The 22,075-nt window shown below is 64.9% G+C and carries 20 protein-coding genes; 5 read left to right on the top strand and 15 right to left on the bottom strand.

Going from position 1 to position 22,075, the window contains the following annotated elements:
- Positions 1-13: 13 nt before the first annotated feature.
- From N4T19_RS19285 to N4T19_RS19275, 3 genes are all read right to left on the bottom strand, one after another.
- Positions 14-1,015, bottom strand: coding sequence for an NADP-dependent oxidoreductase (locus tag N4T19_RS19285; protein ID WP_260720325.1), 1,002 nt, complete (start codon positions 1,013-1,015; stop codon positions 14-16).
- A gap of 56 nt (positions 1,016-1,071) precedes the next feature.
- The gene (locus N4T19_RS19280; RefSeq protein ID WP_116926655.1) at positions 1,072-1,707 is read right to left on the bottom strand and encodes a TetR/AcrR family transcriptional regulator; all 636 of its coding nucleotides are present in this window, start codon (positions 1,705-1,707) and stop codon (positions 1,072-1,074) included.
- 70 nt (positions 1,708-1,777) lie between these two features.
- Positions 1,778-2,668 (bottom strand): LysR family transcriptional regulator, encoded by an 891-nt coding sequence (locus N4T19_RS19275; protein ID WP_260718791.1) that lies wholly within the window; start codon positions 2,666-2,668, stop codon positions 1,778-1,780.
- A gap of 186 nt (positions 2,669-2,854) precedes the next feature.
- On the opposite strand from N4T19_RS19275, the gene N4T19_RS19270 reads away from it, so the two are divergent.
- The gene (locus tag N4T19_RS19270) at positions 2,855-3,946 is read left to right on the top strand and encodes an agmatine deiminase family protein (protein ID WP_260718790.1); all 1,092 of its coding nucleotides are present in this window, start codon (positions 2,855-2,857) and stop codon (positions 3,944-3,946) included.
- Between the two features lie 170 nt (positions 3,947-4,116).
- Here the strand turns inward: N4T19_RS19270 and N4T19_RS19265 are convergent, their stop codons facing one another.
- From N4T19_RS19265 to N4T19_RS19210, 12 genes are all read right to left on the bottom strand, one after another.
- Positions 4,117-4,950, bottom strand: coding sequence for a carbohydrate ABC transporter permease (locus N4T19_RS19265; protein ID WP_260718789.1), 834 nt, complete (start codon positions 4,948-4,950; stop codon positions 4,117-4,119).
- On the bottom strand, positions 4,947-5,846 hold the full coding sequence (locus N4T19_RS19260) for a carbohydrate ABC transporter permease (RefSeq protein WP_116926658.1): 900 nt from the start codon (positions 5,844-5,846) through the stop codon (positions 4,947-4,949). The genes N4T19_RS19265 and N4T19_RS19260 overlap by 4 nt, the downstream gene beginning before the upstream one ends.
- A gap of 84 nt (positions 5,847-5,930) precedes the next feature.
- Positions 5,931-7,229: an ABC transporter substrate-binding protein gene (locus N4T19_RS19255; RefSeq protein ID WP_116926659.1), complete on the bottom strand. Its 1,299-nt coding sequence runs from the start codon at positions 7,227-7,229 to the stop codon at positions 5,931-5,933.
- 74 nt (positions 7,230-7,303) lie between these two features.
- Complete coding sequence (locus N4T19_RS19250) at positions 7,304-8,329, bottom strand: ABC transporter ATP-binding protein (protein WP_116926660.1); 1,026 nt, start codon at positions 8,327-8,329, stop codon at positions 7,304-7,306.
- Positions 8,330-8,481: 152 nt separating this feature from the next.
- Positions 8,482-8,676, bottom strand: a complete 195-nt coding sequence (locus N4T19_RS19245; RefSeq protein ID WP_021028510.1) for a DUF2905 family protein — start codon at positions 8,674-8,676, stop codon at positions 8,482-8,484.
- A gap of 37 nt (positions 8,677-8,713) precedes the next feature.
- On the bottom strand, positions 8,714-10,327 hold the full coding sequence (locus tag N4T19_RS19240; protein ID WP_260718788.1) for an amidohydrolase: 1,614 nt from the start codon (positions 10,325-10,327) through the stop codon (positions 8,714-8,716).
- Positions 10,328-10,904: 577 nt separating this feature from the next.
- Entirely contained in the window at positions 10,905-12,998 is a 2,094-nt protein-coding gene (locus N4T19_RS19235; protein WP_409935128.1) for a BCCT family transporter, read from the bottom strand.
- Between the two features lie 240 nt (positions 12,999-13,238).
- A complete protein-coding gene (locus tag N4T19_RS19230) occupies positions 13,239-14,141 on the bottom strand; it encodes an ABC transporter permease (protein ID WP_182344868.1) in 903 nt (300 codons plus the stop codon).
- A gap of 20 nt (positions 14,142-14,161) precedes the next feature.
- Complete coding sequence (locus N4T19_RS19225; RefSeq protein ID WP_260718787.1) at positions 14,162-15,175, bottom strand: ABC transporter ATP-binding protein; 1,014 nt, start codon at positions 15,173-15,175, stop codon at positions 14,162-14,164.
- A gap of 1 nt (position 15,176) precedes the next feature.
- Positions 15,177-16,298, bottom strand: coding sequence for an ABC transporter substrate-binding protein (locus N4T19_RS19220; RefSeq protein ID WP_260718786.1), 1,122 nt, complete (start codon positions 16,296-16,298; stop codon positions 15,177-15,179).
- 245 nt (positions 16,299-16,543) lie between these two features.
- A complete protein-coding gene (locus N4T19_RS19215; RefSeq protein ID WP_260718785.1) occupies positions 16,544-17,512 on the bottom strand; it encodes a TauD/TfdA dioxygenase family protein in 969 nt (322 codons plus the stop codon).
- A 370-nt stretch (positions 17,513-17,882) separates the two neighbouring features.
- Complete coding sequence (locus N4T19_RS19210) at positions 17,883-18,956, bottom strand: class I SAM-dependent methyltransferase (protein ID WP_232539515.1); 1,074 nt, start codon at positions 18,954-18,956, stop codon at positions 17,883-17,885.
- Between the two features lie 78 nt (positions 18,957-19,034).
- Between N4T19_RS19210 and N4T19_RS19205 the strand changes: the two genes are divergently transcribed.
- The 4 genes from N4T19_RS19205 (at position 19,035) to N4T19_RS19190 (ending at position 22,073) form a co-directional block, all read left to right on the top strand.
- The gene (locus tag N4T19_RS19205) at positions 19,035-19,811 is read left to right on the top strand and encodes an SDR family oxidoreductase (protein WP_260718784.1); all 777 of its coding nucleotides are present in this window, start codon (positions 19,035-19,037) and stop codon (positions 19,809-19,811) included.
- A gap of 26 nt (positions 19,812-19,837) precedes the next feature.
- Positions 19,838-20,212: a dihydroneopterin aldolase gene (locus N4T19_RS19200; RefSeq protein WP_116926667.1), complete on the top strand. Its 375-nt coding sequence runs from the start codon at positions 19,838-19,840 to the stop codon at positions 20,210-20,212.
- 4 nt (positions 20,213-20,216) lie between these two features.
- Entirely contained in the window at positions 20,217-21,209 is a 993-nt protein-coding gene (gene ttcA / locus N4T19_RS19195; RefSeq protein WP_116926668.1) for a tRNA 2-thiocytidine(32) synthetase TtcA, read from the top strand.
- A 132-nt stretch (positions 21,210-21,341) separates the two neighbouring features.
- Complete coding sequence (locus N4T19_RS19190) at positions 21,342-22,073, top strand: hypothetical protein (RefSeq protein ID WP_409935127.1); 732 nt, start codon at positions 21,342-21,344, stop codon at positions 22,071-22,073.
- The last annotated feature ends 2 nt before the right edge of the window (positions 22,074-22,075 follow it).

Raw genomic sequence — 22,075 nt, 5'->3', positions numbered from 1 at the left:
GTTGAAAGAGCGCTCACGGGCGCTTAATAACGACTTTGCCTTTGGCATGACCGGCCTCGACATAGGCCAGCGCTTCAGGGGTGCATTCGAAGGGAAAAACGCGATCCACCACCGGACGGACCGCGCCCGACTCGATCAGCGCGGCGATCTCGCGCAACTGCTCGCTACTGGCTTGCATGAAGAGGAACGAATAGCCCACACCCCGCTCCTTGGCTTTTGCGCGGATGCCTGCGCTCAGCCACCGCATCACCCACGTCAAAAGACGGGGTGCAGCGATCGCCTTGCCAAAGTCGGGATCGGGGGGGCCTGAGAGGGAGATGAGCTGTCCACCGCTGCGCAGCACGCGCAGCGATGCACCGAGCGCCTGCCGGGGCTGGCTGTGCAGCACCACGTCGTAGCCGTGCAGGACGTCTTCGAACTTCTGGGCTCTGTAGTCGATGACGGTATCCGCACCCAGGCCTTTGACGAACGCTGCATTGGCGGCACTGGCGGTGGTTGCCACTGTGGCGCCCAGGTGCTTGGCCAGCTGGATGGCGAAGCTGCCCACCCCGCCTGCGCCTGCCTGGATGAACACCTTCTGCCCAGGACGCAACGCCGCTTTGTCAACCAAGGCCTGCCATGCCGTCAAACCCACCAAGGGGATGGAAGCCGCTTCCTCCATCGTGATGCCTTGGGGCTTATGGGCCAACGATGCCTCTTTGACGGCAACCCACTGCGCAAAACCGCCGATGTGCAAATCATCGAGCCGCGCATAGACCGCATCGCCGCGCTTGAACTTCTGCACCCGGGATCCCACCTCGACCACCTCCCCAGCGATGTCGTGGCCCAGGATGAGTGGCAGGGGATAAGGCAGGATGCGCTTGAACTCACCGCTTCGGATCTTGGCGTCCAGCGGGTTGACGCCAGCGGCATGCACCTCCACCAGCACCTCATCCTCGCGCGGCTGCGGCTTGTCGACATGCGCCAACCGCAACCGGCTCTTTTTGCCATAGCGATCCAGCACAAACGCTTGCATGGTCTTATCTCGCATGATGTTCATCATATTAAAAATCAAAAAAAAGCAGCGCGCTGCTAGGCGCTGCTGCCGGGTGCGAGGTCTGCCGCCCGATCGGCGGGCAGCAGATGCTGAAGCGCCGCTTCGCGCAAGCTGTCCGACAGCGCCGCGTCGTCCACCGCGCGGGCCAGCAGCAGGCTGCCCACCATCGTGGACAAGGCCACCATAGCGCGCTCATGCGCTTGCGCCTGCCCCCAATCGGGCGATTGGCGGGCGATGAGATCCACCATGCCCTTGATGTGCTGGGTGGTCACGCGGCGCACTTCCGGCGCCTGGCGTGCGGTCTCGGACCCCAAGGCCACCAGCGGGCAGCCTTGCTCGGCATGCTGCACATGGGCTTTCGAGAGGTAAGCGCGCAGCACGGCATCCCAGGCCTGGTCAGGGGTTGCCTGGGTCGCAACCTCGGCCACCGCGGCAGCAGACTCTGCACACGCCAGCTGCGCAGCTTCTGCCAGCATTGCCTCGCGCGAGGCGAAATGCGCGTAGAAGGCCCCATGCGTCAGGCCCGCCTCTTTCATGATGTCGGCCACCCCCGTGCCGCCATAGCCGCTGCGGCGGATGGCGCGGGCAGCAACGGACACAATGCGCTCATGCGTCGCTTGCTTGGCGGCAGCCCGGGTGTTGGAAGTTTCATTTCGCATGATGCTCATCATACATAATTTTCAGACCCTGCGCATCGCAGGGTAAATGCCTCGCACCATTGGCGCAGCACCGGGCACACGGTCACCGTGGTTGGCCTTGCGCGCCCAGCCACTGGAAGACCTGCGCAACCATGTCCGAACGGGCGGGCCCAGACACGCCCGAAAGCCACCAGGTGGTGCCCGGCAAGCGCGGGTAGCCTGGCACCAGCTGCAACCGCCCGCTTGCCACGCTCCCTTCCACCAACAGGCTGGGCAAGCAAGCGATGCCCTGCGCGGCTAGCACGGCATCGAGCACCAGCCGCGCATCGTCATACATGGCGCGCTTGCGGAACTGCGCCAGCGGCCCCAGGAAAAGCGGCGCCGTGGCTTCGGAAGTAAGGCTTTCTTCCAGGCACACCAGATCGGCATGCAGGTGTTGCTGCTCCTGCGGGATGCGGCCCAGCTTCTGGGCGATACCCGCATCGGCCACCAGCAGCCATTCGTCCTGCAGCAGAGGCCGCTCATCCAAGCCCGGCTGCAACAGCGGCCTGCGGCTGATGGCAATGTCCACATCGATCTCATCGACAAAGCGGGCGCTCTCGTCGGCCGACAGCACCAGGCTCAGCCCGGGCAGCAGCGCATGCAACGCGGGCAGCCGGGGCTGCAGCCAGCCGCGCAACAGCGGCGCGGGGCAGACCAAGGACACCAGGCCCGGATCGAGGTAGGTGCCAATGCGCTCCATGCCGCTGCGCAGCACGGTGAGCGAGCGCTGAACGCTGCGCAGCAGCACCTCGCCTGCGATGGTCAACTCCACACCGCGCCCCGCACGCCGAAACAGCGGCTGCATCAGCTGCGCTTCGAGCTGCTGCACCTGGTGGCTGATCGCAGACTGGGTCACATGCAGCTCATCGGCTGCGCGTGAAAAGCTGCCATGCCGGGCGGCGGCCTCAAACCCCATCAACAGCTTCAACGAAGGGATACGCGGCTCTGACATATGAGAGATATTAATGAATTAGCACAAATCTTATCATTTGATCTCATACCTACCGCCATCCACAATGCGACCTGGTCCGAAGGTTCGGCAACGCAACCGCTCCCGATAGGAGCAATTGGAAAAGTGATGAAGACAGGTCCAACTGTGATGCGCGATGGCGCGAACGACCCCATGGGAGCCCACACCATGCAACGACGACAATTTCTCTCGGCCGGCACCACGCTGGCCGCTGGCACAACGGCAGGCATGCCAGCGCAGTCGGCGCCCGCGGCAGACCGCCAAGGGCGCATGCCCGATGAAGGCGAGCGCCATGCTGCGACCTGGATGGCCTTTGGTGCCAGTGACGCAATCTGGGGCCGGCGGCTGAAGGCGGGCGCCCAGGCCAACCTGGCGCTGATTGCCCAGACCATTGCCCAGATGGAGCCGGTGCAGATGCTGGTCAACGCCCAGGACTACGACCTGGCCGCGCGCCTGTGCGGCAGCAAGGTCAAGCTGCTGGTGCAAGACATCGATGACCTGTGGATGCGGGACACCGGCCCGGTATTTGTGAAGACGGCAGGCGGCGGTCTCGCCGGGGTGGATTTCAACTTCAATGGCTGGGGCCGCAAGCAATCCCACCGCCATGACGCCCTGGTCGCGGCCTTTGTGGCCGGTACGGCAGGGGTGCCCTTGCTGAAAAGCAGCCTGGTCCTGGAAGGCGGCGGCATTGAAGTGGATGGCCAGGGCACCGCCATCATCACCGAGAGCTGCGTGCTCAACGCCAACCGCAATCCCGGCGTCAGCAAGGCGCAGTGCGAGCAGGAATTACACCGGGTGCTGGGGATAGACAAGGTGATCTGGCTGCCCGGCATTGCCGGCCACGACATCACCGATGGCCACACCGACTTTTATGCCCGCTTCTGCGCGCCCGGGGTCGTGGTTGCCGGTGTTGACAACGACCGGTCCTCGCCAGAATATGCGGTCACCCAGCGCCACCTGGCCATCTTGCGCAAGGCGGCGGACGCGCGTGGCCGCCCCTTGCAGGTGCTGCGCATGCCGGGGCCTGACGAAGTCCGGCCGCAGTATGAGAGCAAGGATTTTGCGGCAGGCTATATCAACTTCTACGTCTGCAACGGCGCGGTGATCAGCGCGGAGTTTGGCGATACCCGCGCTGACCGCAACAGCCGCGCCCTCTTGCGCGAGCAGTTCCCGGGGCGCGAGATTGTGCAGCTCAATATCGACGCCATCGCGGCGGGCGGCGGCGGCATCCACTGCACCACGCAGCAGCAACCGGCCTGAGCGGAAACTGCGGCTCAGCAGGCCGCGGGGACAGGGTGACCCGTTACTGGGCAGCAGCGCACCGCCCAGGCTTTCTGTCACAGCGCCCGCATCGGCCAGTGAAGGGACAGCCGCAAAGAACTTCAGCGCCACATTCTCGCGGCGCTGTGGTGGCGTGCTGATGCCTTCCGCTATTTGATCCCTGCCCGCATAAAGCTCTGCACAAACTGGCGCTGGAACAGGATAAAGCCGACGAGCAGCGGCGCCGAGGTCATCAAGGTGGCGGCAGTGATGGTGGACCAGTCCACGCCCTGCTCCACGCTGGAGAACACCTGCAGCCCGACGGTGAGCGGGCGCGATTCCACGCTGTTGGTGATGATCAGCGGCCAGAGAAAGTTGTTCCAGTGAAAGCTCACGGAGACCAGCGCAAAGGCGGTGTAGACGGGCCGGGCCAGCGGCACATAGACACGCCAGAGAATCTGCAAGGTGCTGGCCCCTTCGACACGCGCGGCGTCGTCCAGCTCCTTGGGGATGCCCATGAAGGTCTGGCGCAGCAAAAAGATCGCAAAGGCCGAGGCAAAGTACGGCAGGCCAATCGCAAACAAGGTATCGACCAGGCCCAGCCGGGCCATGGTCTGGTAGTTCTCCACCAGCAGGATGTCGGGCATGATCATCAGCTGCACCAGCACCAGCGCGAAGGCGATGTTCATGCCCCGGAACTGGTAGCGCGCAAAGGCAAAGGCCGCCAGGGTGGACAGCACCAGCTGCGCCGCCAAAATCATGGCCACCAGCAGGCTGGTGTTCAAAAAGTAGCGCGCAAAAGGCGCCGCGTCCCAGGCCTTGCGGAAGTTCTGCAAGGTCCAGGGCGCAGCCAGGTCAAAGCGGATCGCGTAGTCGCTGGGGTGGAAGGCCGTCCAGAACGCATAGGCCAGCGGCAGAATCCACAGCAGCGCCAGCAGCCAGGCGGCAACGGTGTCCAGCCAGGTGTGGCGGTAGATGACGGCAGGGGCTTGGCTGCGGCTCATTGGTAGTGCACCTTCTTGTCCAGCACAAAGAACTGGAACAGCGCCACGCTGGAGAGCACCACCACCAGCACCACGGTGATGGCCGCTGCATAGGCCGTATCCCAGAACTTGAAGCCCACCTCATACAGATGGTAGAGCAGCAAGGTGGTGGCATTGTCCGGCCCGCCCCGGGTTAGGATAAACACATGGTCGACCAGGCGGAAGGCATTGATCACCGCATTGACCAGCACAAACACCGTGGTCGGCATCAGCAGCGGCCACTGCACCCGGCGGAAAAAGTACCAGCGCGATGCGCCCTCAATGGCGGCGGCCTCCTTCAGGCTGGGGTTGAGCGTTTGCAGCGCAGCCAGGTAGAAGATCATGAAAAAGCCCGCTTCCTTCCACACTGCCACCAAGGTGATGGCCCCCAGCGCGGTCGAGGGGCTGCCCAGCCAGTTGTGCGAGGGCAGGCCCAGCGCGCCGGTGACCTGCTCCAGCAGGCCGTACTGCGGCGTATAGAAGAACAACCAGATATTGGCCACCGCAATCATCGGCAGCACCGTGGGCGTGAAATACGCCATGCGCACAAAGGTGCGGCCTGCGATGCGCTCGTTCACCCAGACCGCCATCAAGAGCGCCAGGCCGATGGACGCGGGAATCGTGGCCGCCGCAAACCACAGATTGTTGCGCACCGCCTGCCAGAACACCGGGTCATCGGCCATCGCCTGGTAATTCTCGACACCCACCCACACCGCCGCACGCGCGCCCTTGGGGGTGGAATAAAAACTGTCGATGAAGGTGGCTACGGCCGGCCAATGGGTGAATGCCACCAGCAGCACCAGCGCAGGCAGCAGCAGCAACCAGGCGTGGATGCTGCGCTGGCCGCTGCCGGCAATGGACGAGGAAGAGGCGCTCATGCGTTGGGTTCTCTCAACCGGGCTGGGGCCTTGCCCCAGCCCTGGCCCGGCATGGTCTGCAAGCAGGCCACGCCGGGTACGGCTTTACTGGTAGCTGCGCAGGATGCGGTCCGCTTCCTTCTGCGCATCCTTCATCGCCTGCGCCGAGGTCTTGGTGCCGTTCAGCGCGGCCTGCACGGCATCGTTCAGCACCTTGGTCACGCGCTGGTTGTCATGCGTGGAGAACTCGGCCACCGAGACGGGCAGCTGGTCGCGGGCCACCAGCGCCTGCGGGAAATCCTGGCCGTACTGCTTCAGGATCGGCGTGTCATAGGCGGCAGGCGATACGGCCACATAGCCGCTGTCCATGCTCCACTGCGCAGCGCGCTCGGGCTGGGTCACCCACTTGGCAAATTCGAAGGCGGCCTGCTGCTGCTCCTTGGGTGCCTTCTTGAAGATGTAGAAATTGCCGCCACCGGTGGGCGAGCCCCCCTTGCGCACATGGCCGGCAATCTGGCCGACCCCGAAATCAAACTTGGCGTTGGCCTTGATATTGGTCAGGTTGCCGGTGGTGGTGACGATGATCGCGGCCTTCTTTTCCATGAAGTCCTTGGGCGTCGTGCCCCACTCGACCACGCCCTTGGGGTGCAGGCCTTCCTTGGCCAGGTTGACCCAGAAGTCCAGCGCCTCAATCACCTTGGGGTTGTCGAAATTCACCTTGGTGCCTGCCTCGTTGGCCAGCAGCACATCGTTGGGGGTGGTCAGGGTCTGCAGCATCCAGTAGGCAAAGCCGGTCGACGGGATCTGAATGCCGTACTGGGTCACATTGCCGCTGGCGTCTTTCTTGGTGAGCTTCTTGGCCGCCTCGCTCAGCTCCTTCCAGGTGGCGGGCGCCTTGTTCGGGTCCAGGCCGGCTTCCTTGAAGGCGTCCTTGTTGTAGTACATCACCACGGTGGAGCGCTGGAAAGGCACGCCCCAGGTCTTGCCACCCGTCTGGCTGTTGGCCATGAAGGCGGGGTAGAAGCCCTTGAGCCAGGCCTTGTCGGCATCGGTCTTGGCAAAGTCGTCGATCGGCACGATCGCGTCTTCGTCGATCAGCGTGAACATGTCGGTCGACAGCAGCACCGAAGTGGCCGGCGCCTTGCCCGCCTTGTTGGCGGTGAGCGCCTTGACGATGGTCTCCTGGTAGGTGCCCGCATAGATCGGCGTGATCTTGTACTGCGGATGCGCCTTGTTGAAGTCATTCGCATAGCCGTCGATCACCTTGGTGATCGGGCCGCCCACAGCCACAGGGTAGTAGAACGGCACTTCCAGCGGATCGGCGGCATGCGCGAGGCCCGCACCCAGGCCCAGCATGGCGACGGCCGATACGGCCAGGGTCTTCAAAAAGATATTGCGTTGCACGGAATCACTCCTCGGGTTATGCGCCTGCCTGCAGGCGCTGCACAAACAGTTCAGTCAAAGAAAAAGGGCTTGCTTCAGGCCATGCGCCGACCATCGGCATCGAAGAAATGCATGTCTTCCGCGCGCCAGGCCAGGCGCAGCGCCTGGCCCACGGCCACTGCCTGCTGGCCGGGTGCGCGCACGGTGATCTGCTCGCTGCCAATCGCGCAGCGCAGCACCATATCGGCGCCCAGGTATTCCGTGCCGATGACTTGCGCATCCACGCCCTCAGCCCCCAGGCAATGCAGCGCCTCGGGTCGCAGACCCAGCAATGCCGCGCCAGCTGGCACCGGTAGCTGCACCTGGCTGCCGGCAATGGCGCCTTCGCTGAGCCGCAGCAAGTTCATCGCCGGTGTGCCAATAAAGCGCGCCGCAAAGGTGCTGGCCGGACGCGCATACATCTCGCGCGGGGTCGCACATTGCTCGACCCGGCCCTGGTGCAGCAGCACCACCTGGTCGGCCATGCTCATCGCTTCGGTCTGGTCATGGGTGACATAGACCACCGTGAGCCCCAGGCGCTGCTGCAGCTCGCGCAGCTCGGCTCGCATCTCCTGGCGCAGCTGCGCGTCCAGGTTCGACAGCGGCTCATCCATCAGGCAGACATGGGCCTGGGCTACCAGCGCCCGGCCCAGCGCCACGCGCTGCTGCTGGCCGCCCGAGAGCTGGCCTGGCTTGCGCTCCAGCAGCTGCGACAGGCCCAGCAGCTCGGCTGCATCCTTCAAACGTTTGTCGGCCTCGGCCTTGGGCACCTTGCGCACTGCCAGGCCAAAGCTGATGTTCTCGGCCACCGACAGATGCGGAAACAGCGCATAGTTCTGGAACACCATCGCAATGCCGCGCTGTGCTGGCGGCAGCTGCGTCACATCGCGCCCCCCAATCAGCACCTGGCCGGCGCTGGCGGTCTCCAGCCCTGCAATGATGCGCAGGGTCGTCGATTTGCCGCAGCCCGAGGGGCCCAGCAGCACGCAAAAGCTGCCCGGCGCGATCTGCAGATCGACCGCATGCAGCGCCGTGGTGCTGCCCCAGGATTTGGCAACCTGCCGTAACTCAATGCTTGACATCGCGCCAGTGTATGAAAGCACGGTGACAATTTGTTTACAAGCTTTCCCTTAGCTGACAAGGCGCTCCAGGGGCGGCGGGTCTATCCACCCCCGAGATTTGCTTACAACCATGACAGATGCTGCGGTGCAGCAGTGGTCGGCGCTCCCTGGGCTTACAGCCAGCGCGCAATCCCGGCCGCCAGCAGGCTCAGCACCACGGTCGTCGCAATCGGCAGCCACAGGGTTCTGCCAAACAGCCGAATCTCGAAATCCCCCGGCAGCCGCCCCAGCCCCAGTTTGCGCAGCAGCGCGGCAAAGCCGTTGAGCAGCAGCAGCGCGAGGAAAATGACAATCAGCCAGCGGATCATCGCAGCGCCTCCGGCAGGTGAATGGGTCGCGAAGCCATCATGCGGCGCAGTAGACCTGCTCGCCGGCAATCCAGGTGGCTTGCACGCGCAGGCTGCCAATATCGGCAACCGGCACGGTGAAGATATCGCGGTCCAGCACCGCAAAGCTGGCCTCAAAGCCGGGGGCGATCTGGCCCAGTTGGCCCTCAAACGGCGACAGGCTGGCCGCGCGTGCGGTGTAGAGCAGCAGGGCCTGGGGCACCGTCAGCGCCTGGCTGTCCACAATCGGGGCGCCGTTGTAGGCGCGGCGCTGCACGGCAGCCTGGATGGAGACAAAGACATTGTCCGGATCGGCCCAGGTGGTGGCCGGCGCGTCGGACGACAGCGCCACATGGTCGATCTCGTCATAAAAGGTCTTGAGCGCGTAGGACTGGTCAAACTCGGAATCGACCAGGTTCTCGGTATACGCCTCGTACTCGGCAAACATGAAGATGATCTGCGTGGCCACGCCCCACTGCATCGGCATCGCATTCATCTGCGCAATCTGCGCGGGCTTGAGCAAGGTGGCGTGCTCCAGCCGCACCGATGGAATACCGCCAGGCAGCCAGGGCTGCTTGTCAGCAAAAAAATCGATCACCAGCTGCAGGGCCGCATCGCCCATCGCATGCACCGCCATTTGCGCGCCATTGGCCACTGACCATGCATAGGCCTGCGCCAGCGCCGCGCTGCTGAGCAAGGACATGCCAAACAGGCTGCCCGTGTGCTTGTAGGCGCAGCTGCACCAGGCCGTCTTGCCAGAGATGGAGCCATCGGCAAACAACTTGATGCCGGCAATCTTGATGCGGCCCTCCTTTTGCGCGGCCTGCAGCCCCGCCAACAAGTCGCCCTTGCAGGGCTCCCAGGAAAAATACAGCGCTGCCTGCTGCTTGAAGCCGGCCTGGGCGGCATCGCGGTAGACATCGAGGTGGTGGAAGGGCTGGGTGAAGGCCATCATGTCGGTCACCGCGACAATGCCGCGCTCGCTAAAGCGCTGCGAGGTGCGCGCGAGGCTCCCCACCGCCTGCGCGTAGTCCAGCACCGCCTTGGCGCGCTGCACCACGCTGTTGGCCGCCAGCTCGGTCAAGACGCCATTGGGCGAGCCATCGGCATCGCGGCCAAAGTGGCCGCCGATGGGGTCGGGCGTCTCTTTGCCAATGCCCGCCAGCGCCAGCGCGCGGCTGTTGCAAATGCCCGAATGGCAGTCGGAGCGGCCCACATAGACCGGCTGCGTGGTCGATACCAGATCCAGGTCATGGCGCGTGGGCGTGCGCCCTTCCTTCAGCTTGGACTCGTCATAGCCCCAGCCCTCAATCCAGTCGTTGGGCCCCAGCCCCGCCTTGGGGTGGCTCTTCAACGCCGCAATCAGCCCCGGAATGTCTTCAACCAGCGGCACCGTGCAAGGCACTGCATCGACGATCTGCGACAAAAAGGTGGGATGCGTATGCACATCAATAAAGCCCGGCACCACTGTGCGCCCCTGCAAATCCACCTGCTGGTCGGCCGCCGGCTGCGACGCATCACCCACATGCCCCACCCAGCGCACCATGCCATCCTCCACCACAAAAGCCGAGGCGAAATCGCTCTCGCTGCGACCGGTAAAAACATGGGCGTTGGTGAACAGACAAGAAGGCATGACAGAGGCTGCAAAAAGCAAAGGCGGCAAAGAAGCCGCCATTGTCGGCGATTGCAGGAACCACCCAAAGAACCTAACGCGCTGGCTGTTCAAAACAGCCACCCATGCAGCGAGCGCAGCGTCCGAACCACCACCACCAATGGCGAGATGGGCGCGTAGGCGCGACGTCGGGGGCGCAGACAATACGCCTGTATGGCAAGCCCCCGCAACAAAGCCTACGCGCCCATATCGCCACCCCAGTACGAAGACTGCCAACGCTACCAACCAAGTCAAAGACGCCAGGGCGAGGAATGAACCCACCGCGTCGCAGTTCATAACAAGCAATCAGGCAGCAAGCGCAGCGCCTGAACCGCCAACATCCATGGCGAGATGGGCGCGTAGGCGCGACGTCTGGGGCGCAGACAATACGCCTGTATGGCAAGCCCCCGCAACAAAGCCTACGCGCCCATATCGCCACCCCAATACGAAGACTGCCAGCGCCCCAGCCAAAGTCAGCACCGCCAGAGCATTCACCCCCCAGCGCATAACCAGACAAGCCAAAAAAAGAAAAAGCCACCCGAAGGTGGCCACAAAAAACTTACACCGGATCCGTATGCCCTGGTGCCCGGTTCAAGAGTTGCGTTCGCTTGTCTGCGCTGAGGGACAGATAGCGCTCGTACTGGCGCAGGATGTCGGCGATGAGCTCCTCGCTGCGCAAGTACTGCACGTCATAGCCCGAGCGCCCATCTTCGAAGAAAGTCACCGGCTCATACATATAGCGGCGCGCGTTGCTGCCGGCGCTCTCGCGCACGGTGAACGTGGGCATGGTGCGGCGCACGGCGCGCACGCCGTAGACAAAGTCGCGCAGCTGCTCGACCGGCACGACCAGGCGTGCTTCGCTGTCGGCATCGCTCTCCAGGCTGTCTTGCACATGCGCCTGCAAGCCCCGCTTTTGCATTTCTGCAGCCACCTCGTTCATCGCAGGCAGCACGGTGGTGCTGAGGAAGCGCTGTACATCGTCCTTGTGCGGCTGGTGCACGATCTGCTCGAGGCGCTTGCGCCAGTGCTGGCCGCTCCAGAAGTTGGTGGCGGGCGCCAGGTCGGGCGAGTAATGGGCCAGGTCGGCCACCATGCCGCGCCACAGCCCCACGCACAGCACCAGCATGATGAAGGCCACCGGCAAGGCGGTCACCAGGGTCACCGCCTGCAGGGCGCCCAGGCCGCCGGCGAGCAGCAGCACGATGGAGGTCAGGCCCAGCAGCACGCACCAGAACAGGCGCTGCCAGACGGGCGACTCGTGGTTGCCGCGCGAAGCGATGGAGTTGACCACCAGCGCGCCCGAGTCCGCCGAGGTGATGAAGAACACGCCAATCAGCAGCACCGCCAGCCACGAGACGGGCTTGACCCAGGGCAGGTACTCGAAGAAGCGGAACAGCAAGGCGTCCACATTGGTGGCAGTCTGCGCCAGTGCACCAGCGGCCACATGGCTGTCGGTCCAGATCGCGCTGTTGCCAAAGGCCGTCATCCACAGCAGGTTGAACGCGGTGGGCACCAGCAGCACGCCGATGACGAACTCGCGCACCGTGCGGCCGCGCGAGATGCGCGCGATGAACAGGCCGACAAAGGGCGACCAGCTCACCCACCAGGCCCAGTACAGAATCGTCCAGCCACCAAACCAGCCCTCCTCGCGCGACGGCGCATAGGCGAAGGTGCGCAGCGACATTCCCACCAGACCCTGCAGGTAGTTGCCGATGTTCTCGCTCAAGGCCTTGAAGATATGCGCGGTGGGGCCGGCGATGATGACAAAGCTCAGCAGCAGCACCGACAGGAGCATGTTGAATTCGCTCAGTCGCCGCACGCCCTTGTCCACGCCCAGCAGCGCAGACAGGCTGGCCAGGGTCACCACCACGACGATGACGGCCACCAGGAACCCGGAGGTCTCGGTTTCCCAGCCGGTCAAGGTGTGGATGCCGGCGGCGATCTGGCGCGCGCCATAGCCCAAGGTGGTGGCAATACCGGCAATGGTGCCCACCAGCGCAAACGCATCGACGCCGTGGCCAATGGGCCCGTTGATGCGCTCGCGCAGCAGCGGATACAGGCCCGAGCGCATCGTCAGCGGCAGGTTGTAGCGAAAGCCGAAATAGGCCAGCACCAGGCCCATGGTGCCGTAGACCGCCCAGGCATGAAAGCCCCAGTGGAAGAACGTGGCCTCCATCGCCTCGCGCGCGGCGGCGGGCGTGGCCGGCTCCTGTGTGGCCGGGTTGAGGAAATGCTGCAGCGGCTCGCCCACGCCAAAGTACATCAGGCCAATGCCCATGCCGGCGGCAAACAGCATCGATGACCAGGAGACAAAGCTGAACTCGGGCTTGGCGTCATCGGGCCCCAGGCGGATATCGCCATAGCGGCTGGCCGCCAGCACCACCAAAAACAGCAAGAAGGCGCTCAGCGCCATCACATAGAACCAGTCAAAACTGGCCACCACCCAGCGCTGCGCGCCCGAGAACAGGCGGTCTGCGGCATCGGGCGCCAGCACGCACACGAGCAGCAGGACGCCGAGCACCAGCAGTGCAGGCACCACCACCGGCAGCGACATGGTCGAGCGCTGGCTGGCCTGCGGCGCCTGCGCAGCCGGCTCCGGGGCCGCGGCGTCGGCCTCGGGCGACACCGCAGTATCTGAAGAAGAATTGGTCATAGGTACACCCCTGTTGGGAGCACGCCCCGTCTGTCACAGGCGCGCCGCAGCAGCCCGCCGGCCCCCAATGGGCACGATCAGGCACCGCAAAACCTATCAGTATGCAATAAATGATTGCAAAAATACTATGCCCAACATCCAGCAATCTTTAACAATCGCCAATGTCCTACATTTCCAGCGCTGCCGGCGCGCGGCCGTTTGTTGGAGGGCGGCCACAGCAGCCGCATCCCACAAGCCGCGTCAGCGCTGCACACCCCAGCGCTTGACGGTGACCCTCTCCAACGGGTGAAAGCCCAGGTTCTCGACTAAGAGGCCAATGATGATCACCAGGGCCAGCCCGGCAAACACCTGGTCGGTATAGAGCTCGTTGCGGCTTTGGAAGATGTACCAGCCCAGGCCCCCCTTGCCCGACGAGGCGCCAAACACCAGCTCGGCGGCAATCAGGGTGCGCCAGGCAAAGGCCCAGCCAATCTTCAGGCCCGACAGGATGGACGGCAGCGCCGCAGGAACCAGGATTTGCAGCACATAGCGCGCGCCGCGCAGGCCGTAGTTGCGGCCGGCCATGCGCAAGGTCTCGGGCACGCCCTGAAAACCGGCATAGGTGGCCAGCGCCAGCGGCCAGAGCACCGAATGCACCAGCACCGCCAGCAAACTGGCCTGCCCCAGGCCCAGCCACAGCAAGGCCAGGGGCAACAGCGCAATTGCAGGCAGAGGGTTGAACATGCTGGTCAAGGTGGTCAGCACATCGCGCCCCCACTGGCTCGATACCGCCAGCAGCGTCAGCAGCAAGGCTCCGGCCACGCCCAGCAGATAGCCTTGCAGCAAGATGCCCAACGATATCGCCGCCTTGCCCAGCAGCGCGCCATTGCCCAGCTCGCGCAGCAAGGTCGCAGCCGTCTGGCTGAAGGTGGGCAGGAGCAGGTCGTTGTTCTGCCAGCGCGCTGCCAGCTCCCACAGGGTGGCCAGCACCACCAGAATGATGGCCTTGCGCAAGGCCGGATGCTGGAGCAAGCGTTTGGCCAGCGGCAAGCGGCGCACCGCCAGGTGTGCCGGGGCATCGGGCAGCGAGTATTCGGCCTCGGGCCGCAGCGGTGGCAGGGCCTTGGCAGCGCCAGGCCAGGCCGTCAGGGGGGTGGATGCCATAGCGGGTCTCGTTTCTCGTATCAGGCCACGCGGCGCAAGCCAGTGGTTGCGCTGCTGTCCGGGCTAGCGGCGGTGGGCGCGCCAGCACGGTCTTCGTCAAACAGTAGCCGGTGGATGCGCTGGTGCGCGGCCTCGAACTCGGCGCTGCCGCCGCTCGCCAGGCCAAAGGCATGGGCGTTGATCTCGGCCCGCAAGCGCCCGGGGTGGGGCGAGAGAATGGCCACGCGGCTGCCCACGACCAGCGCCTCCTCGATCGAATGGGTGACAAAGACCAGCGTGAAGCGCAGCTCGTCCCACAGCGCCAGCAGCTCTTCCTGCATGCGCCGGCGCGTCAGCGCATCCAGGGCCGCAAAGGGCTCGTCCATCAGCAGCACCTGCGGGTGCATGGCCAGCGCACGGGCAATGGCCACGCGCTGCTTCATGCCGCCTGATAGCTGGTGCGGGTGCACATCGGCAAAGCGGCTCAGCCCCACCTTGTCCAGGTAGAGGTCGGCGCGCTCGCGCGCCTCGGCCTTGCTGCAGCGGCGCGAGGCCAGCAGCGGGAACATCACGTTCTCACGCACCGTCTTCCAAGGCGGCAGCTGGTCAAACTCCTGGAACACCATCACCCGGTCTGGCCCGGGGCCCTCGACCGGTTGGCCAGCCAGGCGGATCGCCCCTTCGCTGACCGGCACAAAACCGGCCATGGCCTTGAGCAGGGTTGATTTGCCGCAGCCAGACGCCCCCAGCAGCACAAAGCGCTCGGCCGCATGCACCTGCAGGCTGACCTGGTGGGTGGCACGCAGCACGCGCTCGTCGGTCACATAGTCGATGCTGACCTGGTCGACTTCCAGCAAGGCGCCGCCCGCCTGCGCAGCCTGGCTGTGCAAGGTCTGGCTGGGTGCCGCTGATGGGATGGGGTGGGCACGGCTGACCAGGCGGTCGGCCAGCTCGGCCTCGGCCAGGCTGGCATAGGGCTCGGCAGCGCTGCGCAGCCAACTGCCGCGCGACAGCGCAACATCACCCTCCTGCGCAAAAACGTGGGGCCAGCGCATCTCAGCTCCCCCCGGAGATGCGCGGGTCGTCAAAGAAATAGTCGCGCACCGATTCGGGCTTGGTCTTGATCACCCCCACCCGCTGCAGGAACTGGCCCAGGCCCACGGTGTTCTGCGGCTGGATCGTGAACTGCACCTGCGGGTTCTTGATGATCTGCAGGATCAGGTTGCGATCGACCTTGCCGCCGCCACCGCTCTTCAAAAAAATATCGGCCGCCTGCTCGGGGTTGGCCTGCACAAAGCGGGCCGATTCATCGAGCGCATCGAGGAAGGCCCGGTAGGTCTTGGGGCTTTCCTGGCGGAACTTCTCGGTGGCGTAGAGCACGGTGGACGAGGCCGGCCCACCCAGCACCTCATAGCTGTTGAGCACAATGCGCGCATTGGGGTTGCCAGCCAGCTCCACCTCCTGGAACGGCGGGTTGCCAAAGTGCGCGGTAATCTCGGTGCCGCCCTTGATGATGGCCGCTGCCGCATCGGGGTGCGGCAAGGCCACCTGCAGCTTGTCAAGCCGCTGGTAGTGCTGCTCGCCCCAGAGCTTGGCCGAGGCATACTGCAGCACGCGCGACTGCACCGAGACGCCGACGGCCGGCGTGGCAATGCGGTCCTTGTCGCTGAAGTCGGCAATCGTCTTGACCTGCGGGTTGTTGCTGACCAGGTAGTAGGGAAAGTTGCCCAGCGACGCCACGCCCTTGACGTTCTGCTTGCCCTTGGTGCGGTCCCAGAGCGTAAAGAGCGGCGCAACGCCGGCGCCGCCAATATCGACATTGCCCGAGAGCAGCGCATCGTTGACCGCCGGGCCGCCCGAAAACTGCAGGTAGCTGACCTTGATGTCCACCCCCTGGGCCTTGCCCTGCTTTTCGATGAACTGCTGGTCCTGCGCCACATTGAGCAGCAGATAGACGATGCCGTACTGCTGCGCAATGCGCAGCTGGCCTTCGGCCGCCTGCGCGCCGCCTAAAGCCACGCCCCAGAGCGCAGCGGTGGCGGCCAGCACGGCTGCCGCATGCTTGCTGGCAGAGCCGAGGGTGGCGCCATGGGCGGCGGCAGCGGGATGACTGGAAGATGTGGTGGACTGTTTGCCGGGCGGCTGGCTGCGCAGCGCCCAAGGATTGCGGATGTTCATAGTGCGTCAAGAGGTATGGCTGGAATCGTTGGGCCGCAGCGCAGCACCACCGCGCTGTGGGAGCGGGTGGGCAGGCACTGGGGATGGGCGTCAATCGCCGTTGTCAGGAGCGGGCAGCGCCGCCGCAATGGCGGGCGCTGGCGATCAACAACAGGCGGCGGCCAGGCGCAGCGACAGCAGAAACAGCGGTTGGTGGCGTTGCGGGCCGGGCAGCCCGGTCGCGCGCAAGGTTTGGGAGGGGGCGTTCATACCGGAACATCCCCTTCGATCGTGGTGCGGTAGAGCTTGCGGCGCTGGCCGGCCGGCACGCCGGTGGCCAGGTGCAGCACCGCGCGGTTGTCCCAGAACACCATATCCCGGTCACGCCAGTGGTGGCGGTAGACAAACTGCGGCTGGGTGCTGTGGGCAAACAGCTCGGCCAGCAGCGCGGCCGAGCGGCCCTCGGGCAGGCCCAGGATGCGGGTAGTGAAATGCTCGCTGACAAACAAGGACTTGCGGCCCGTCTGCGGATCGGTGCGCACCACCGGGTGTACGGCGGGCTTGACCTCGGCCACCTGCGCAGCAGTGAGCGCAGGGCGGAAGGCATTGCGCTCGCGCAGTGCCTCATATTTGAGCAAATAGCTGTGTTCGGCCAGCAAGCCCACCAGCTGCTGCTTGAGGGTATAGGGCAGCGCCTCGTAGGCCGCGACCTGGTCGGCAAACAAGGTGTCACCACCGACCTCGGGCAGCTCTTGCGCATGCAACAGCGACCCCATCGCAGGCTGGGGCTTGTAGGACAGGTCGGAGTGCCAGTAGGCCCCGGCGTCGCCCAAGCCCACGGGCTGGCCGTTTTCGACGATGTTGGAGACGATCAGGATCTCGTCATGGCCCGGCAACTGGTAGTTGCGCAGCACATGGCGCTGCAGCGGCCCAAAGCGGCGGCTGAAGGCAATCTGCTCGGCCGGGCTGATGCGCTGGTTGCGGTAGACCACGACGCTGTGGTCCTGGTGCGCCTGCTGCAGCCGGGCAAAGTCGTCCGGGCCCAGCGGGCGGGACAGGTCCAGGCCTACCACCTCCACTCCCAGGCGGGTCTGGGCGCCAGCGGGCTGCTGGATGGGGCGCAGGCTGAAGGCCTGCGCGGTGCCCGCGCCGCTGCCCACCGAGCTGGCGCTGTCGGGCACCGGGCGGCGGAAGAAGAACGGGTGGGCAGTCAGAACATCGAACAGCGCGGACATGGCAGCTTTCCTTGGCGGACCAGTGATAGGCCCACTGTAGAAGGCGCGCTGCAATCAGAAAACGAATGAAAACGCGTATCTTTATGCGCAAACCGATGAAGGGCGCTACGGCGCTGCTGTGTTGTTGCGCTGTCATCAGGCCGTCATGCAGCGCAGCCATGATGGCAGTCTGTCGGTGCAGCACAAGCCAGCCTGCATGCCCCGTGCCGGGCGCGACCAGATCGGACGCACCGGGCGGCGGGCATGTGTCAGGGCTTGGCACCGGCAGCCATCTTTTGTCGGCCCAGCCGGGCCGGTTCAGCCCACGCCACACTGCGCACCCCTTGCGCCCGCCTTGTGCCCACTGCGCATCTGTCGCCCGCGACGGAGCCTACAGCCGGTGCATGCGGTCGCCCTGCACAAAGCCCGCTGGCTCCCAGACGGCCACGCCCTTGCTCAGCAGGATGGCCTTGAAAAACTCGCCCATCTCGTGCTCCATCATCAGCTTGGCCGCCTTGCTGCGGGCAATCACTTCGAGCTGATCGAGCTTGGCACCCAGGCCGCAGTTGATCAGGAAATGGGCCTGGCTGGTGTAGCCCAGCACATCCATGCCGGCTTCCTGCGCGGCCACGGCAATGCCAGTGAAGTTCACATGCGCGGTGATGTCTTTCAGCCCCACCAGCACCAGTGGGTCGCTGTCGACCTGGTGCAGATGGTGGCAGACCAGGGTGCCCATGTGGCGCTGCGGGTGGTAGTACTCGGATTCGCCAAAGCCATAGTCGATCAGCAGCACCGCGCCGCGCGTGATGCGGTCGGCCAGCGTCGCGACAAAGGCTTCGCCCTGCGGGTGGATCTCGGTCAGGTACTCGGCCTCGAGCGGTAGGTCCGGCTCCACCGGCGGGCGCAATGGGGTCGGGCGCTCGGCCCAGCCAAAGCGGATGTCGCCGCCATCGGCCCTGGCCACCACCACGCCGCGCTCCTGCCACACACCCTGCTGGCGCAGCACAAGCTTGACCGGCATGGCGTCAAGCACCTCGTTGCCGACGACCACCCCCTGCATCTGCGCGGGCAGGCTGTCGGCCCACTGCACCTGGTCGCCAAAGCGGGCCAGGCGCTCTTGCTGGCGCAGGCGCAGGCTGCCCGAGACATCGACAATCGTGTAGCGCGTGCAGGCGGGGCCCAGGGTGGACAGCAGCTGCTCGGCCAGGGCGCCGGTGCCGGCGCCAAACTCCCAGACCTCGCTGGTCTGGGTGTGGGCAAAGGCATCCTGCACCTGGGCGGCGACCAGCTCGCCAAACACCGGCGAGAGCTCGGGCGCGGTGACAAAGTCGCTGCCCTCTTCGGGCATGACGCCAAACTTGCTGCGGTCATTGGCGTAGTAGCCCAGGCCGGGCTCATACAGCGCCATGCGCATGAAGTCATCAAACGGGATCCAACCGCCGGCCTGGGCAATAGCCTCAGCCATGCGCTTGGCCAGCACAGTCGTTAAACTAGAGGGTTCTGTATTCACCCCCCTATTGTCGCCGCTTGCTGAGCGCTTGCCATGCCCATGCCTTCTTCGACCCCACGCACCGTACTGGTCACCGGCGCTGCCAAGCGCCTGGGCCGGGTGATTGCGCTTGGGCTGGCCCGCCATGGCTGGCAGGTGGCGGTGCACTACCGGGGCTCGGCCGCCGAGGCCGCGCAGACCGCCGCCGAGTGCGCCGGGCTGTCGGGCCTGAGCGGCCATTTTGACGCCGATTTCGACGACGAGGCCGCGGTGCGCGGTTTGCTGCCTCGGGTGGTGGCCCATTTCGGCCAGGTCGATGCGGTGGTCAACAGCGCCTCGCTGTTCGAGCACGACGGCGCCGCCGACTTTGGCTATGCCGCGCTGGAGCGCCACCTGCGCAGCAACACGGCCGCGCCCATTGTGCTGGCCCAGCTGCTGCACCAGCATATCTGCCAGCGGGGCGACCCGGCCCAGGGCGTGGTGGTGAACCTGCTCGACCAGAAGCTGTGGAACATGAACCCCGACTTTGTCAGCTACACCTTGAGCAAGGCGGCGCTGGAAGCGGCCAATACCTTGCTGGCCCAGGCGCTGGCGCCGCGCCTGCGGGTGGTCGGTGTGGCGCCTGGTTTGACCCTGACCAGCGACTACCTGAGCGATGAGAAGTTCGAGGCCCTGCACCGCATGAGCCCGCTGGGGCGCTCGTCCACCGCAGAAGACGTGGCCGCCACCGTGCGCTTTGCGCTGGACAACAGCTCCATCACCGGCACCAGCCTGCTGGTGGACGGCGGCCAGCACCTGATGCGGTTTGACCGCGATTTTTCGATGATGTAGCGATTCTTCGCTGCCTTGCTGTTTTTATGACGACATTTGACACCGGGTTGCAAACCCTGAGCTTGACGGGCCTGCGTTTTGATGCCAATTTAGGCATCCTCGCCCACGAGAAGACTGCGCCGCAACCCATCTTGGTGGATGCGGAAATCAACATGGGCCAGCAGCCCCTGGCGCCCAGTGATGACGACATCATGCATGTGCTGGATTACCGCAAGGTGCGCCAGATCATCATCGATGAATGCACGGCAGAGCACGTCAACCTGCTCGAGACCCTGATCGGCAAGGTCGCCCAGCGGCTGATGCAGTTGCCCAATGTGCGTGGCGTTCGCGTGAAGATCGCCAAGCTAGAGATTTTTGACGATTGCGAAGTTGCAATCCGCACCGAAACCGGACAATGGTGAACCTATGAACGCCCCCACCGATACCGCACTCCTCCAGCCCCAGCCCGCCGCCGCGAACGGATGGGACTTTGACGACGCCAGCGACGATGCGCAGGCATCGGCCTCCAACGAAAAGCGCCTGAAGATCCAGCGCGAGAACCACAAGCTGGAAAAGCGCCTGTGCCGTGAGGTGGCGCGCGCCATTGGCGACTACAACATGATCGAGGACGGCGACAAGGTGATGGTCTGCATGTCCGGCGGCAAGGACAGCTATACCCTGCTCGACATCCTGATGAAGCTGCGCGCCCGCGCGCCCATCAAGTTCGACCTGGTGGCCGTGAACCTGGACCAGAAGCAGCCCGGCTTTCCCGAGCATGTGCTGCCCGAGTACCTGCAAAGCGTGGGGGTCGACTTCCACATCGAGAACCAGGACACCTACAGCGTCGTCAAGCGTGTGGTGCCCGAGGGCAAGACCACCTGCGGTCTGTGCTCGCGCCTGCGCCGCGCCATTTTGTACAAGGTGGCCGACCAGCTGGGCTGCAACAAGGTGGCGCTGGGCCACCACCGCGATGACATCGTGCAGACCTTGATGCTCAACATGTTCCACGGCGGCATCATGAAGGCCATGCCCCCGAAGCTGGTCAGTGACGACGGCAAGCATGTGGTAATCCGCCCGCTGGCCTATGTGCCCGAGAAGGACACCGAGCGCTGGGCCCAGTACCGCGACTTCCCCATCATCCCCTGCAACCTCTGCGGCAGCCAGGAAAACCTGCAGCGCCAGATGATTGGTGACATGCTGCGCGAGTGGGACCGCAAGCACCCCGGCCGCGTGAACAACATGTTCCGCGCGCTGCAGCATGTGGTGCCCACCCACCTGGCTGACCCCAAGCTGTTCGACTTCCAGAACGCCAAGCCCACCGGCATTGCCGACGAAAACGGTGACAAGGCCTTTGACCACGATGACCTGCCCAGCAACCCCTCGCTGCCCGCGGGCATGCAGGTGGTGCAATTGGGCTGATCCACGTTTGCTTGAGCCATGCAGCCCTGCTTGTCGCCCCTGACTGACAGCCGCTGCCGCTCCAAGCGTTTATCGTTGAGCGCATGCGCTGTGTCCTTATGGCGCAGCGCTTTTTTTTCGGGAGACGGCACCATGTATCGTTCTTTTGACCGGGCAGCCCTGCCTGGCATGCCCCAGTGGCGTCGCATCGCCGGCATGGCCGCGCTGGCCTGCGCCAGCCTCTGGCTGGCCGGTTGCGCCGGCGTGCGCACCATCGACAGCGATGTGCAAAGCTACTCCACCTTGCAGCAAATACCTGCGCCACCCACCTACCGGCTGCAGTTGCTCCCCTCCCAGGTCGCAATGGGTCCACAATTTGATACCGTCGTGCAACAGGCCCAGGCATCCTTGGCCGGTGTGGGTCTGCGCCGCGACGATAGCCAGGGCAGCGTGATCGCGCAGATCGACGTACAAGCTCGTTACATTCCCGACAGCTGGCTGCTGCCCGACAGCCCCTATAACCCCTATGGCGGTTTGGGCTGGGGACCCGGCTGGGGTTGGGGCTGGCGCGGTGGCATCGCCTGGCGCGACACCGGCCCCTCGCTGCACTACCGCGCCGTGCAGTTGACCTTGCGCGATGTCCAGACCCAGCAGGTGGTCTATGAGACCTCGGCCCGCTACGAGGATGTCTGGGTCGATGACCAGGTGATCTACCGCATCTTGTTCGACTCGGCACTCAACGGCTTTCCCAAGCCGCCGCAAGGCCCGCGCCGCGTCAGCACCACGGTCGGTGCGCCCGCCGCTGCCCAGCCCGCATCCACTCCAGCTGCAACCGCTGCACCTGCCACTGTCAGTCCCGCTACGCCCGCCGCCAAACCCCAATAACA

The organism is Comamonas squillarum (assembly GCF_025309455.1).
Lineage (GTDB): Bacteria > Pseudomonadota > Gammaproteobacteria > Burkholderiales > Burkholderiaceae_C > Comamonas > Comamonas squillarum.
This window is presented reverse-complemented; position numbering and strand designations above follow the sequence as displayed.